The 13,680-nt window shown below is 52.5% G+C and carries 15 protein-coding genes and 1 pseudogene; 3 read left to right on the top strand and 13 right to left on the bottom strand.

All coding sequences use genetic code 11. The features are described from left to right. Window positions 1-188 precede the first annotated feature (188 nt). Window positions 189-1,349, top strand: a complete 1,161-nt coding sequence (ompC, locus tag ACNQ0W_RS23575; protein WP_062932978.1) for a porin OmpC — start codon at window positions 189-191, stop codon at window positions 1,347-1,349. Between the two features lie 33 nt (window positions 1,350-1,382). Here ompC and ACNQ0W_RS23580 read toward each other — a convergent pair whose 3' ends face one another. The 3 genes from ACNQ0W_RS23580 to ACNQ0W_RS23590 form a co-directional block, all read right to left on the bottom strand. Continuing rightward, window positions 1,383-1,805, bottom strand: coding sequence for a GFA family protein (locus ACNQ0W_RS23580; protein ID WP_032648425.1), 423 nt, complete (start codon window positions 1,803-1,805; stop codon window positions 1,383-1,385). Between the two features lie 3 nt (window positions 1,806-1,808). Continuing rightward, entirely contained in the window at window positions 1,809-2,006 is a 198-nt protein-coding gene (locus ACNQ0W_RS23585; RefSeq protein WP_003856931.1) for a hypothetical protein, read from the bottom strand. 220 nt (window positions 2,007-2,226) lie between these two features. Continuing rightward, window positions 2,227-2,358, bottom strand: coding sequence for a hypothetical protein (locus ACNQ0W_RS23590; protein ID WP_255301129.1), 132 nt, complete (start codon window positions 2,356-2,358; stop codon window positions 2,227-2,229). A 70-nt stretch (window positions 2,359-2,428) separates the two neighbouring features. On the opposite strand from ACNQ0W_RS23590, the pseudogene ACNQ0W_RS23595 reads away from it, so the two are divergent. Together ACNQ0W_RS23595 and ttcA are read left to right on the top strand one after the other, a co-directional pair. After that, window positions 2,429-2,626, top strand: a pseudogene (locus ACNQ0W_RS23595) (tyrosine-type recombinase/integrase); the annotation flags it as partial. Window positions 2,627-2,675: 49 nt separating this feature from the next. Then, complete coding sequence (gene ttcA / locus ACNQ0W_RS23600; protein ID WP_116329825.1) at window positions 2,676-3,611, top strand: tRNA 2-thiocytidine(32) synthetase TtcA; 936 nt, start codon at window positions 2,676-2,678, stop codon at window positions 3,609-3,611. A gap of 43 nt (window positions 3,612-3,654) precedes the next feature. On the opposite strand, the gene dbpA is transcribed toward ttcA, so the two are convergent. From dbpA to tssF, 10 genes are all read right to left on the bottom strand, one after another. Beyond that, on the bottom strand, window positions 3,655-5,028 hold the full coding sequence (gene dbpA, locus ACNQ0W_RS23605) for an ATP-dependent RNA helicase DbpA (RefSeq protein WP_062932976.1): 1,374 nt from the start codon (window positions 5,026-5,028) through the stop codon (window positions 3,655-3,657). Between the two features lie 57 nt (window positions 5,029-5,085). Next, window positions 5,086-5,232, bottom strand: coding sequence for a hypothetical protein (locus ACNQ0W_RS23610; protein WP_371306719.1), 147 nt, complete (start codon window positions 5,230-5,232; stop codon window positions 5,086-5,088). 282 nt (window positions 5,233-5,514) lie between these two features. Then, window positions 5,515-6,498, bottom strand: a complete 984-nt coding sequence (zntB, locus tag ACNQ0W_RS23615) for a zinc transporter ZntB (protein WP_017382256.1) — start codon at window positions 6,496-6,498, stop codon at window positions 5,515-5,517. 90 nt (window positions 6,499-6,588) lie between these two features. Next, window positions 6,589-7,719, bottom strand: coding sequence for a methyl-accepting chemotaxis protein (locus tag ACNQ0W_RS23620; RefSeq protein WP_023303809.1), 1,131 nt, complete (start codon window positions 7,717-7,719; stop codon window positions 6,589-6,591). A gap of 316 nt (window positions 7,720-8,035) precedes the next feature. Then, complete coding sequence (locus tag ACNQ0W_RS23625; protein ID WP_032103614.1) at window positions 8,036-8,524, bottom strand: hypothetical protein; 489 nt, start codon at window positions 8,522-8,524, stop codon at window positions 8,036-8,038. A 28-nt stretch (window positions 8,525-8,552) separates the two neighbouring features. Further along, window positions 8,553-9,869 (bottom strand): VasL domain-containing protein, encoded by a 1,317-nt coding sequence (locus tag ACNQ0W_RS23630; RefSeq protein ID WP_062932975.1) that lies wholly within the window; start codon window positions 9,867-9,869, stop codon window positions 8,553-8,555. Window positions 9,870-9,892: 23 nt separating this feature from the next. Continuing rightward, window positions 9,893-10,348 (bottom strand): type VI secretion system baseplate subunit TssE, encoded by a 456-nt coding sequence (gene tssE / locus ACNQ0W_RS23635; RefSeq protein WP_015570427.1) that lies wholly within the window; start codon window positions 10,346-10,348, stop codon window positions 9,893-9,895. After that, entirely contained in the window at window positions 10,348-10,893 is a 546-nt protein-coding gene (gene tssJ / locus ACNQ0W_RS23640) for a type VI secretion system lipoprotein TssJ (RefSeq protein WP_417933262.1), read from the bottom strand. Before tssJ ends, tssE begins: the two co-directional genes overlap by 1 nt. After that, window positions 10,871-11,866, bottom strand: a complete 996-nt coding sequence (tssG, locus tag ACNQ0W_RS23645; protein ID WP_417933263.1) for a type VI secretion system baseplate subunit TssG — start codon at window positions 11,864-11,866, stop codon at window positions 10,871-10,873. The genes tssJ and tssG overlap by 23 nt, the downstream gene beginning before the upstream one ends. A gap of 53 nt (window positions 11,867-11,919) precedes the next feature. Beyond that, entirely contained in the window at window positions 11,920-13,674 is a 1,755-nt protein-coding gene (gene tssF / locus ACNQ0W_RS23650; protein ID WP_062932973.1) for a type VI secretion system baseplate subunit TssF, read from the bottom strand. Between the last annotated feature and the right edge of the window lie 6 nt (window positions 13,675-13,680).

Genomic DNA, 13,680 nt, shown 5'->3' on the forward strand with positions numbered 1-13,680 from the left:
GTATTAATTACAATAATTCATTCATGACATCTATCGTTATTTCAACCGCATCATTTAGTTTAGATTTTACTTAACCCGTAACAATTATATTTTATTCATCCGCCGCCAGAGTGATTTAGCATGGGACAGCTTTCCAGCCCGGAAAGTTCACGAAGTAATAAAAAAATAACTGCAAAGGAATAATCAAAATGCAAAGAAAAGTACTGGCACTGATGATCCCCGCTTTGTTAATGGCTGGCGCCGCTCACGCAGCTGAAATTTATAATAAAGACGGCAATAAACTGGATCTGTATGGCAAAGTAGATGGTCTGCATTATTTCTCTGACGACGCCTCTAAAGATGGCGATCAAACCTATATGCGTCTGGGTTTTAAAGGTGAAACCCAAATCAACGACATGATGACCGGTTACGCGCAGTGGGAATACAACATTCAGGCAAACAACACCGAAGGGTCTGACAATCAGTCCTGGACGCGTCTGGCCTTCGCGGGTGTGAAGGTAGGCGACTACGGCTCCTTCGATTACGGCCGTAACTATGGCGTCCTGTACGACGTGGAAGGCTGGACCGATATGCTGCCAGAATTTGGTGGCGACTCTTATACTAATGCCGATAACTTTATGACTGGTCGTGCAAACGGCGTGGCGACCTACCGTAACACCGACTTCTTTGGTCTGGTGCAGGGTCTGAACTTCGCGGTGCAGTATCAGGGTAATAATGAAGGCAGCAACTGTGACGAGTATGGCTGCTCTCAGGAAGGCACTAATAACCGTTCAGATAACAACATTCGTAATCAAAACGGTGATGGCTTCGGTATCTCCACCACCTATGACTTCGGCATGGGCTTCAGCGCAGGCGCGGCATATGCGTCATCTGACCGTACCAACGATCAGGTTAGTGCTGGCACTGGCGCAGCATCTCAGTATGCAGGTGGCGATAAGGCGGATGCATGGACTGCTGGCCTGAAATATGACGCTAACAATATTTACCTGGCGGCAATGTATTCCGAAACCCGCAATATGACCCCTTATGGTTCAACCGATAGCCAAGATGGCGGCGGTATTGCAAACAAAACCCAAAACTTCGAAGTGACCGCACAATATCAGTTCGATTTCGGTCTGCGTCCGGCTATTTCCTATTTACAGTCTAAAGGTAAAGACCTGGGCAATGGCCAGGACGATAAAGACCTGGTGAAATATGCTGACGTCGGTGCTACCTATTATTTCAACAAAAATATGTCCACCTATGTTGATTATAAAATCAACCTGCTGGATGAAGATGATTCATTCTACAAAAACAATGGCATCGGTACGGATGACATCGTAGCGTTAGGTCTGGTTTACCAGTTCTAATCCCATTAGCCCGCAGCGATCTGCGGGCTAATTTTACCGCTGTTTCGCCTGTTCTTTGCGGAAAGAGAGATAACCAAATACCCCGCTGTCGCCATCCATAGGGTGATTAACTCCATCCATTACCACCACTTCCGGGAAGTCAAATGGCGTGACATTTTCCAGACAAGCGACATTCACACCATATTCATTGGGATTGGAACGTCGTTGATGGAACGTGTAAATACCGCAAATCGAACAGAAGAAATGGCGCGCCGTGCCGGTGTTGAAACGGTACTCTGTGAGCGTGTCCGCGCCCTGCGTCACCTTAATGCCCGTCAAAGGTGCGGAAACCACGACCGCCCCACGCATCCTGCAAAACGAGCAGCTACATCGACGCGCGGTATTCAGGCCGTCCGTCAGCTCAACCGTAAATTTCACCGCCCCACAATGACACTGTGCATGACGAATGTCAGCCATCACTTATACCCCTTTTCTCACTAACTCAGCCGCTTTTAAAAAGACCTCATCTTCAACACCATCCCCCTTCTGCCTGCCGAGCCTTACCAGCTCATCGACAATACTTTCACGGTTGATGATCTTCTGGGATGAAACCAGCCCAATAACGGCGGCACCAATCGCCAGCCCAACTAATCCTGTCTGTTCGTCTTTATTTTTCATAGAAGCGCTCCCTTGTCCCCCTCAAAAGCGTAGCAGGAGAACTGTAAAACGCGCTGGTACGCGGGAATGAGATCCGTGCTTTATCTCAGCTGTTCGCCAGGCAAAACAGGAGGGATTCTGAGCGGTTATCAGACAACGTTAATGAGGATAACGTGAACAGCGGTGCGCGTAGAGAGGCCGTAATGGGTGTTAAAACCGCCTTCGTAAAGGCGGCTGGTCATTACTCTGGATCTTTATCGCCTGATTCAGGCGCTGAGCCAGGATCATCTTTCGGTTTTCTTCCATCCTTTTCCGGGTTATCCGGGCTGGGATTATAATCAGGATGGTCACCATGAACGGGACGGTCAGTCATTTTCACCTCCGTTTTTACTGCGTAAGCTGTAAGTGTAGACAACCCTTCAGTCTTAACCAAACTTCTCCTGTGGGGCTCATTTGTAAATCGTGCTGGCATTCGGCGCTGCAATCCGTACCATACACGACACACTTTCGCATACTGGTTTTTACCGGTAGCCGCAAACCCGTCTTTTATCGCTAACCAGATGGGGCACGTAAATGCGCAGATGGTGTATGAAATCTATGCTACATGGATAGAAGAGATGAACACGAAGCTGACGCTTTGAAATCGTTTTCCTCACCCTGTGCCCCATTTGAGATCTGAGTAACGAATAGATGCAACAAAATCAAGAGATTAACAAGAAAGAACAGTACAACCTGAATAAACTGCAAAAGCGACTGCGCCGTAACGTGGGCGAAGCCATTGCAGACTTCAACATGATTGAAGAAGGCGATCGCATCATGGTCTGCCTGTCGGGCGGTAAAGACAGCTACACCATGCTGGAGATCCTGCGCAATCTACAGCAAAGCGCACCGGTGAACTTTTCCCTGGTCGCGGTTAACCTCGATCAGAAACAGCCGGGCTTCCCGGAGCATATCCTGCCGGAGTACCTCAAGAACCTGGGCGTTGAGTACAAAATCGTAGAAGAGAATACCTACGGCATTGTTAAAGAGAAGATCCCTGAGGGCAAAACGACCTGTTCGCTCTGCTCACGTTTGCGTCGCGGCATTCTGTACCGCACCGCAACCGAACTGGGGGCCACCAAGATTGCGCTTGGTCATCACCGGGACGACATTCTGCAAACGCTGTTTCTGAATATGTTCTACGGCGGCAAAATGAAGGGAATGCCACCGAAGCTGATGAGCGACGACGGCAAACACATCGTGATCCGCCCACTCGCCTACTGCCGCGAGAAAGACATTGAGCGTTTCTCTCAGGCTAAAGCCTTCCCTATCATTCCGTGCAATCTGTGCGGCTCACAGCCGAACCTGCAACGTCAGGTCATTGGCGACATGCTGCGTGACTGGGATAAACGCTATCCGGGCCGCATCGAAACCATGTTCAGCGCCATGCAGAACGTGGTGCCTTCGCACCTCGCCGACGTTGAACTGTTCGATTTCAAAGGGATTAACCACGGTTCAGAGGTGGTGAATGGCGGGGATCTGGCGTTTGATCGCGAAGAGATCCCGATGCAGCCTGCTGGCTGGCAGCCAGAGGAAGAGGATGCGCAATTCGATGAACTGCGCCTGAACGTGGTAGAAGTCAAGTAACCTGGCAGCGTCTCAGATATCGTTTCTGAGACGCGTTTTAAGCTTATTTCAGCAGTCGAACGCGGCAGGTCTTCCCTTTAATCTTCCCGCCCTGCAACTGTTTCCAGGCCTTCTGCGCAACTGACTGGCGAACCGCTACGTAGACATGCGCAGGATGGACAGTGATCTTGCCAATATCTGCCCCGTCGAGACCGATATCCCCAGTTAACGCCCCCAGAACGTCACCGGGACGCATTTTGGCCTTTTTACCGCCGTCGATGCACAGGGTGGCCATTTCCGCCGCCAGCGGAGCGATGCTGATATTACCTGGGGCATTCACCCAGTTGAGTTTCAGTTGCAGCATTTCCGCAAGAATATTGGCGCGCTGGGCCTCTTCAGGTGCGCAGAAGCTGATGGCGAGACCACTGTTACCCGCACGTGCGGTACGCCCGATGCGGTGGACATGCACTTCCGGATCCCATGCCAGCTCAAAATTCACCACCAGCTCAAGCGATTTAATATCCAGGCCACGGGCCGCCACATCCGTTGCAACCAGCACGCGAGCGCTGCCGTTAGCGAAACGCACCAGCGTCTGATCGCGATCGCGCTGTTCCAGATCGCCATGCAGCGATAATGCGCTCTGTCCTGCATCATTCAGGGCATCGCACACCGCCTGACAGTCTTTTTTGGTATTACAGAACACCACGCAGGACGCTGGCTGGTGTTGGCTCAGCAATTTTTGTAGCAGTGGAATTTTGCCCTGCTGCGATGTCTCGAAGAACTGCTGCTCAATCGCCGGTAACGCATCGACAGCATCGATTTCAATGGTCAGCGGGTTCTTCTGCACGCGTCCGCTGATCGCCGCAATCGCCTCAGGCCAGGTGGCAGAAAAGAGCAGCGTCTGGCGTGTGGCTGGGGCAAAGCGGATCACTTCGTCAATCGCATCGCTGAAGCCCATATCCAGCATGCGGTCAGCTTCATCCATCACCAGCGTTTGCAGTGCATCGAGTGAAACGGTGCCTTTTTGCAGGTGATCGAGCAGACGGCCCGGCGTTGCCACAATGATATGCGGCGCGTGCTGAAGGGAATCGCGCTGCGCGCCGAACGGTTGCCCGCCGCAGAGCGTTAAAATTTTAGTGTTAGGCAAAAAACGCGCCAGACGACGCAGCTCACCCGCGACCTGGTCGGCCAGCTCGCGCGTCGGGCAGAGTATCAGGGACTGGGTCTGAAACAGGGTTGCATCAATGTGTTGTAACAGGCCTAGCCCGAATGCAGCCGTTTTTCCACTGCCGGTTTTCGCCTGCACGCGCACGTCACGGCCTTCAAGGATAGCCGGCAGCGCGGCGGCCTGGACAGGGGTCATAGTGAGGTAGCCCAACTCATTCAGGTTAGTCAGTTGGGCTTCAGGCAGAACGTTCAGCGTGGAAAAAGCGGTCACAATATACTCTCGTGGTAATGATTGCAGTCAGATGGCGCGTATCCTCGCAGATCTGCGCTAACGATGCGACAATTTAATCGGTTCTTCATCCGGCGGCGGATCCGGCATCGGCTGCGGACGTGGGACAGGATCGGGTATTGGCGTCGGATCGGTAGGCACCGGATCGGACTGCCAGGTGTTCAGGCGTTGCAGGTCAAGTAGCATACTCATCTTTTCCTCCAGATTAGGGTGCTGACCCCTATAAAGGGTAGACGCAGATAAACAGGAGGCAAAAAAAAGCCGACTATGAAGTCGGCGTCGTACGAATCAATTGTGCTATGCAGTAATTCAAAAAAAGGAAGTAAGACAATATGGAGCGCAACGCCCATCGCTTGACGTTGCATTCACCTGCGGGAGTAATATTGCACCTAACATGGTCGGAGTTTATTGACTTCGCTCAATTAAAATGTCGTTTTGAAGCCGACTCTGCCTCAGAAAAGCGTAAATTTACAGCCATTTACTACGATGCAACCACCATGCAACACCCCCAATCAAAACCACTAACATGACGCAAAACGTGGTGAAGCCATAGTGATATTCACCGCCGGGGATCCCTCCGAGGTTTACGCCAAACAACCCCGTCAGGAAGGTACTCGGTAAAAAGACCATCGCCATCAGCGACATGGTGTACGTTCTCCTGGCTAACGACTCCTGCATCACCTGGGCTATCTCATCCGCCATGACTGCCGTTCTGGCAATACATGAGTCAATCTCGTCCAGTCCACGTCCGAGCCGGTCAGCGATATCCTGCATTCTGCGGCGCTGATCGTCGTTCATCCAGCTCATACGTTCGCTGGCCAGCCGCGCATAAACGTCGCGCTGAGGGGTCATATAGCGGCGCATCACGATGAGCTGCTTACGCAGCAGCGCCAGAAAACCACGTGGGGGGATTTGCTGATCGAGCAGGTTATCTTCCAGATCGATGATTTTATCGTGAAGTTCTTCTATAAACTCGCTGGCATGATCGGTCAGCGCATCACACACATCCACCAGCCAGCTGCCGCAATCCGTAGGCCCCGTGCCCTCTTTCAGATCGTTAATGACGTCATCCAGCGCCAGCACTTTTCTCTGGCGGGTGGAAACAATCAGCCGTTCATCCATATAAACACGCATTGCCACCAACTGATCCGGACGCTCATCCGTACTGCCGTTTATACAACGCAGCGTAATTAACGTCCCCTCACCCATCCGGCTGACGCGGGGTCTGAGACTTTCTCCCGCCAGCGCATCCCGAACGTTGTTGGGCAATAGCGGCGTGGACGCGAGCCACTCGGCGCTGTCCGGGTGCGTGTAGTTGAGGTGCAGCCAGCATGGATGTTCGCTGTCGATGTGATCCTGATCTTCAAGCGGCCTTGCGCCGCCTTGTCCATCAAACACCCATGCAAAAACTGCGTCAGGTACGTTAACCTCAGACCCTTTAATGCTCTCCACAGCGCCTCCACCGTTTTATCTCTTTCGGTGTCAGTCTAGCTTTCGCCGAGGGTTAAGCAATAATTATGTGAGGCATCGTCCTGAATACGTTCAGGAATTCACCGCCCATTCGCGGCTTTTTAATGCATTATCAGTCTGGAACTCATTTTCCAGACGGAAATTACGTGTTCGTGTCTGGAGCTCAATCACCTGATTGCGCAGCACATCTGACGACCCATTGAGTTCCTCAACCATCGACACGTTGCTCTGCGTTACGCGTTCAAGCTCTGACAATGCCTGCGTAATTTGTGAAATACCTTTTTCCTGTTCTGATGTTGAGGCGGATATTTCATCCATCAGTCTGCTCACATTGCCCGAACCGGTAACAATGTCATGCATGTTTTTTTCGGCTTCAGAGACCACGTTAACGCCCTGCGTCACGTTATGGCTGGTAACTTCAATCAGTGACTTAATATTTTTTGCCGCTTCGGCGCTACGATGCGCCAGGCTTCTCACCTCACCCGCGACCACAGAAAACCCTTTACCATGGTCGCCCGCTCTTGCCGCTTCAACGGCGGCGTTAAGCGCCAGAATATTGGTCTGAAAAGCGATACCGTCAATCAGCGAGATAATCTCTGTCATTTGCTGGGCGCAGTCGGTAATCGACTGCATATTGTTCGCGACCTGCCCCATTAATTCTCCGCCTTTACGCGCCTGTAACGTCGCGATATTCGCCTGCTCGCTGGCTAAACGGGTATTGTCGGCATTATTTTTTGTACTTGCAGCCATCTCTTCCATGCTGGCTGCCGTTTGCACCAGCGAAGCTGACTGCTGTTCTGTTTTGACGGAAAGCTGCGCGCTGCGTGAAGAGAGTTGATCTGACAGGGTCATCGCGGTTTGCGAGGAGGCGCGGATCTCACGGACCAGGGTTGCAATGTTGCTGGAGAGACTATTAATCCCCGGGATCAGGCGTCCCGCACAATTGTTGCCAAATTCAGGTATCGACACGCCAAGTTTGCCTGACGTCACTTCTTCAATACTTTTTTTCACCGTATTGATCGGCGTCACAAGATATTTTGTCATGTACGCCCAAAGCAAAAATAAGGCGATGAATTGTACAATTATGACTGCAATAAAAAGCGAAGAATTTCGTGAAAATAGCGCTATAACTCCATCACTTACCAAAAATACACATAAAAGGAAATAGACAATGAACGTTCTGACACTAATATTTCTTAGCATACGTTTTCCTGGGACATTATATTTTGGTTGGCATTAAGGGTTATAGCATTGCCATACGAATTTGTCCTCACGTTCGTCGCTGGTTTGTTGTTTTGCAGTTTGATTTGCGCAGTTTTACTTAAGGCGGATAAAAAGCATGTTTTACGCTAAATATCTGGCTTGTCGTTGGGTTACTGATACCCCTTCAAAAATGTTAATTATATATTTAAGGAGGGGTACTGTAGGCCGCCGGTGTGTAGTGGTGCTTAATAAGTTAACGTAGTTAATATATATTAACTACGTTAATGCGCGCTCCTTCCGTTAGGGTGACTTACGTTCAGGCCAGACAGTCGATAGCCTGGAAAAAACAGTCCTCAGTCATGAGAATATTCTCTTTTGCACTTTGATGCCCGCGACGAATATACCAGCCTGTATCAGGCGCCATGCTTAAATGGAATATCCTCGCCCCCGACAGACTATCGGGGACATTAATACTCATCGTCACACACCCCTTCTCCGGCCCCCTGATCACCTGTTCTGGCATAATGGTGACGCTGCGATCCCCATTTTGCAAAATGATCGTCGTAATGGCATAACGACATATACCGCTACTGAGGCTGTAGCCAACCGTACTTAAATCGGTGATATGTTTTTTAGATAAAAATATTTCAATACCAGAACCTTCAAACCATGTAATGATTTGCTGCGCAAGATCCTCCATCCGCTCACAAAACGCCCTGACTTCGGCCTCAGCCGTATTAACATAGATCGGTTTGTCCCCGATGCTCTGCTGCACTTTCTTAAAAAAACGCTCTCTTGCTGACATGTCAACTCCGTGTTTTTCGCCAGTCTCATTATTCTTTTTGGTGCTTCAGCAAGGCATAGCTGGCAATCAACTGCTGAAGATGCTGTTCGGCCTGGTTTAGCTGCGCTGCTGACAGGGGTTGCCCGGCAGGTAAAATGGAAAGCAGACGAAGCTGCTCCTCAAGCGGAACGGTATGGCTGAAGGACTGCGACATGGCAAACACGGCTGATTTCAGTTCGCTGACCGTCATGTACTTCCCCTTCTGTTCATCCAGCGCGTTTAGCCTGTTCGTCAACTGCTGTAACTGCGTCATTCCCTGATGCCAGCCATTCAGATCTGACTCTGCAAGTCCGGCAACGCTAATCTGCTTGTGCCACTGTTGTGCCAGGGGTTTGGCCTCTTCAGGCCACAACGTCAGCGCCTGCTGCACCAGACGGTCGCCGTAGCTTACTGCCCAGTCTGGTTTCAGGTGTAAAAGCTGCGCTAACAACTGCTGTGTCTTGCTGATCCCCGGTTCAGGTGGCGGTGACGTTTGTTGCAGCGCCTGCAACTGTGCTGTAGAGAGTCCTTCAGGTAAAGGAGTCAGAGTTGCAGCCAGCTGCATTTGCGCCGAATCTGGCGCATGCATCATCTGCCATCCCACTACGACAACACTGGCAGCCACCAGCATGGACAACATACCCGCAGCAAATGGTTTCCACTGCTTCACGGGCACAGGAGGCTCTTTATTCGGCAACGACTCGGGCTGAACCACATAAACCCATTTGCAACGCTCTGTCGGTTCTGTGAGGTGGAGTTCCGCGGCCCCTACCGCGTTACCCGGCAGACTTACGCCCGAATTTTCACTGTTTTCCAGACGCACTGCTGCGTTCTGCATCATCGTGCGCAGAGCATCAAGCTGAGCAGCATGCTTAAGTTCGAGGCGCTGCAACATGTCACTCAGAGCGTTCAGATTCTCCTCAGCCTGATAAAGCTGCCCTAAATCGGCATACGTCAACGTCAGCGTTCTCACCACCTGTTGCAGGCGTTTGCTCAGTGCGCTGAGGATTTCAACTCGCGCATGAACAGGCTGTGGCCAGAGGCTACCCCACTGGCGGACGACCAGGGCAGCCAGTACCGCCAGCCCTTCATTCATGCCGTAGAGGCCGGCAAGATGCGTGCGGGCGAGCGTATACCAGGCAGCCGTTTGTAGCTCCACACCGTTATGCTCGAACAGTGACAGACAGAGCGTTTCCGCGTGTTGCCAGTTAACATCCGGGCGTGCCGGATGGGTGAGCTTGTTCATTTCTTCGCGCAAGGCAGCGTAATCTGCAAGTGTGCGCGGATCCCCGCCGGTTTTAAGTTGGCGTTCAGAATTTATTGTCATAACTGTTTTAACCTGAGTAATAACTAGATGGCGGCTCGTGCATCGAGGTATTGCTGTTGTTTCAGATGACGGATTAATACCCTGCCCTCGGGCATAAATTCCGTGCCGTAGCGCACCAGCCCGACCCCCTTCAGCTCCGCATCAATGGCGTAGCGGAGTTCACCGGGCTGAATCTGTTCCTGCATCACCACGTTAATCCGGCTCAGGCGCGGCTCATATTTCAGCAATATGGCCGACAGTGTGGTAATCAGCTGATGGGCGGTACCGGGCATTCCCTGGAGGATTTTTGTCATATCCGGCAGGCCGTAGTCCGGCAGGTGAGCCAGCGTACCGGCGCGGCAGTTGAGGATGCGCTGCATGTTATCGAGTACTGATAAAATCACCTGATTCTGTTCGCTGACTTGGTTGAGGCTCAGGCCACCTGAGAAATTGCCGCTCAGCATTTCATACAGCGATGGCGTATTATGTCCCTTAGGCATCAGTCATCCTTCAAAGGCTGTAACGTCAGGTGGTTATTCCCGGCCTCCAGAATGCGCGGCTTATCCGGATCGAGATCTTCACGTTTTAGAACCTGCTTCCAGGTATTGTTGACCAGGTCCGGGTGACGAAACAGGCCGACTACCGCGACAAACTGCGTTTCTTCTTCCATTGGCATATCAAGATTTGTATCACCGCCCGGTTTTACGACCACATCGCGGGTCGCCATCAGGTCGGTTTTCAGAATAGTTTCGCCATCGTTCAGTAGTTGCTGGTAAACCGTTTTATCGAAGATTTTACGGTCTTTCAGTTGATAGACACGGACTACCATCGGCTCGGAGAGTGAGTTACTTTCGCGGGAATCGGTGTTTAGCGCTTCACGCGCCGTGAAATACAGGTGCAGCATCTTAATTTTTTTGTAGAACACGGCGTTAAATGCCGATTTGGTGCCATCGGTGATACCCTGCGTCATCCCGCACCCCGTCAGGCTGAACGCCAGCAGCGCAGGCAACCAGCCTGCGGATTTAATCAAACTTGTACGTAACACGTCGGTTTCCTTGTTGTGGTATTGCTGGCTTCAGGCCAGTGTAATAGCCCAGTTCCGTCGTAAAGGTCGGTGGGATATCGTCTTTAAGTTCCCCCTCATCAGCACCCAGCACGCCGTTCATCCCGAGCCAGAAAGGGCCTTCGCCAAGCGGCGGAACGGCCAGCAGTCGGGTCCGTGTGGTCAGGGTGATCTTTGCTTTAAAACGCCAGCCGAGCCAGACACGAAGCATCACCAGAAAGTCCTGATACAGCAGACCGTCCGGCTTCCAGCCCTGTGCCTCCTGTTCATTATCCGTTGTAAGCGCAACCAGCAGTTGGCTACCCGCATCCATCGCTTCGTCACCCAGTGGCGTGTTGCCGTCCAGCAGAAAATCGTCATCACCGTAAAAGCCCAGCGGCTGACCCATTTCCACCGGCCGCAGGCAGTATGGACTGACCTTCACGGTGGTATCCGGGGCCAGCAACGTCACCAGCGCCTGCATTCCCTCCTGAGTTTTGCCCGGTTGCTGTAGAACACCCAGCAGAGCCAGAAAACGGGATACCGGTGTGGCGATGTGGTCTGCTGTGCCGGGAATACCCAATCCCACCAGGCCCAGCAGTGACTGCGAGATGCTGTCCGTACCACCGGGTTCAAAGGTGGCCGGATAAGAGTATTTACGCCAGATACGGTAAAACTGCGTCAGAATGCGATGGCTGAAAATATCCAGAAAACCCTGTAGTGCGTCATGCCCTTCCCGACGCTGAGCGATGTCATCGAGATACGCCATCGGCAGGGGTGAGTCGACACCGTACATTCCCATAAAGGTCGTGCGGATAAGTGGTGGCCGGCTGTCATCATCCTCATCATACTCCACGGCTTTCAGCTCACTGGCCGGAAATCCCATGCCCGGATGCGGGGCAAAGCGTACCGGGTCATCGCCCGGGTGACTGGTCGAGCCCATCAACGGCCTGCCCGGGTTACGCTTCTCCAGCAACTAGCATAAACGGTAAAAGTTAATACGATGCAGGTCGGCTTCCAGCCGTGGGCTCAGCCGGGAATGCGGCGGTTGTGCTTCTCTTCCCATTCCAGGCGTTCTCCGGTCGGTTGCAGAATGATAATCAGGCGGTTAAACAAATAGATGTCAGTGTATAGCGCAAAGAATCGGCTCATCATCTCGCCAAATAAGCAGATGTCGCCGCGTCCGGCAAAGCCATTGCTGTCCAGCGTGACTTCAATCTGCACGCCACGGACCAGGTAGCCCTGTTCAAAGCGCTCCGTTTCACTGTGTTTTACCTCGAGAATGGCTTCCAGGCGGCGACGGTTCATCTCGCTGTCGGTCCATTCATACAGCGCCAGGGTACCGCGCAGCACGTCGGCATTATCCATCATCGACAGAAATCCGCTGCCAAGGTGACTCAGTACGCGCCAGTGGAAACGGTCCTGCGCCGGTGGGTAACAAGGCAGCGTCGGCGCAAACAGGTTGCGCACGGCAATGCTGACCGAAGTGGTTTTCATCACCGTATCAAGCACGGTGCTTTGCAGCGCACGTCGTGGCAGTTGACCATTGGTGCCAGTTAGCGTCAGCGACAGGCTTTCGTCTTCCGGGACGGTATGATTATCAAATGCTTCGCCGCCAAGGATGAGCCAGGTGTTATGCAGACCGGACGGACCGCGGCGCACACGGGTGTGGTAGTAATATTCTGGTGCTTCATGACGCATCATTCCTCCCTTATGACGGAAGCTCGAAAACGGCACGTAGGTATGCTGGCTCGATGACATCACCGAATCCACGGTATAGATCTCGGTATGGCCATCCTGCACGCGCATCGGGCGCAGCATGTATTCGGTTTGCAGAGAATTGAGCGTCAGCGGATCGGATTCCAGCGGGAACAGGTTAATGACCGGCACACAATTCAGGCGCAGGTGCTTTTCGGTAAAGCTGAAGTCATGCTCCCAGCGTTCCGCCAGCACCACGTCGATTTCAAACCACGGGATCTCAGCCGGAAAGACCACGCTCTCCAGCCCGCGCAGCCCCGTAAACATGAATTTCTCGCGAAAGGTGAAGTACTCCAGCAGCAACTGGTAACCGCTGAAACTACTGTCCCCCTTCGGCCACAGCCTGTCATCATCACCAAACCCCAGTGCGGTGAAATACCCGTCCATCGGCCTTCTGTCCGTGTCACCCGGCATGCGTAGCCACAGGCGCGCAGTATTCATGGTAAAGGCTTCATGCATGGCGCAGGCCAGCGGTGCGTCAGCGTTGAAGTAGAACGGGATCTGGCTGAGATCGACACGGCTCCAGTCAGCGAGATGGCTACAACTGAAGCGCAGGCTGATGACAGAGCGCCCATCAGGATCAGTCGACAGGCGGGCATGCTCCAGCGCCAGTGGCTGAAGGGTTATCTCTTTAGTTGTGGTGTAGCGACAACGCGTGCCTTTTTCACCGATCGGCCGCGAATTGACCTCGAAACCTCTGGCAATACGCATCGGTTCTTTCATCTCACGCCAGACAGGAGTGAACTCCACCACCGACATCGAGGGAATAGTGCGCAGGTAATGCGGCCACAGCAGACTGACCAGCCCTTCAGTCAATTCAGGCAGGTCGTCATCAAGCTTCTCACGCAGGCGGCCCATCAGGAAGGCAAAGCCCTCGAATAGGCGCTCCACGTATGGGTCGCGCGCGCCCGCTTTATCGAGATTGAGCATTGCTGCCTGCTCCGGGTGAGCGCGGGCAAATTCTTCGCCGGCTTCCAGCAGGTAGCGCATTTCAGCGTCGTAGTAACGCAGGGTTAAATCATCCATATATTT

This window comes from Enterobacter cloacae complex sp. 6730903, assembly GCF_048283985.1.
Taxonomy (GTDB): domain Bacteria; phylum Pseudomonadota; class Gammaproteobacteria; order Enterobacterales; family Enterobacteriaceae; genus Enterobacter; species Enterobacter hormaechei_C.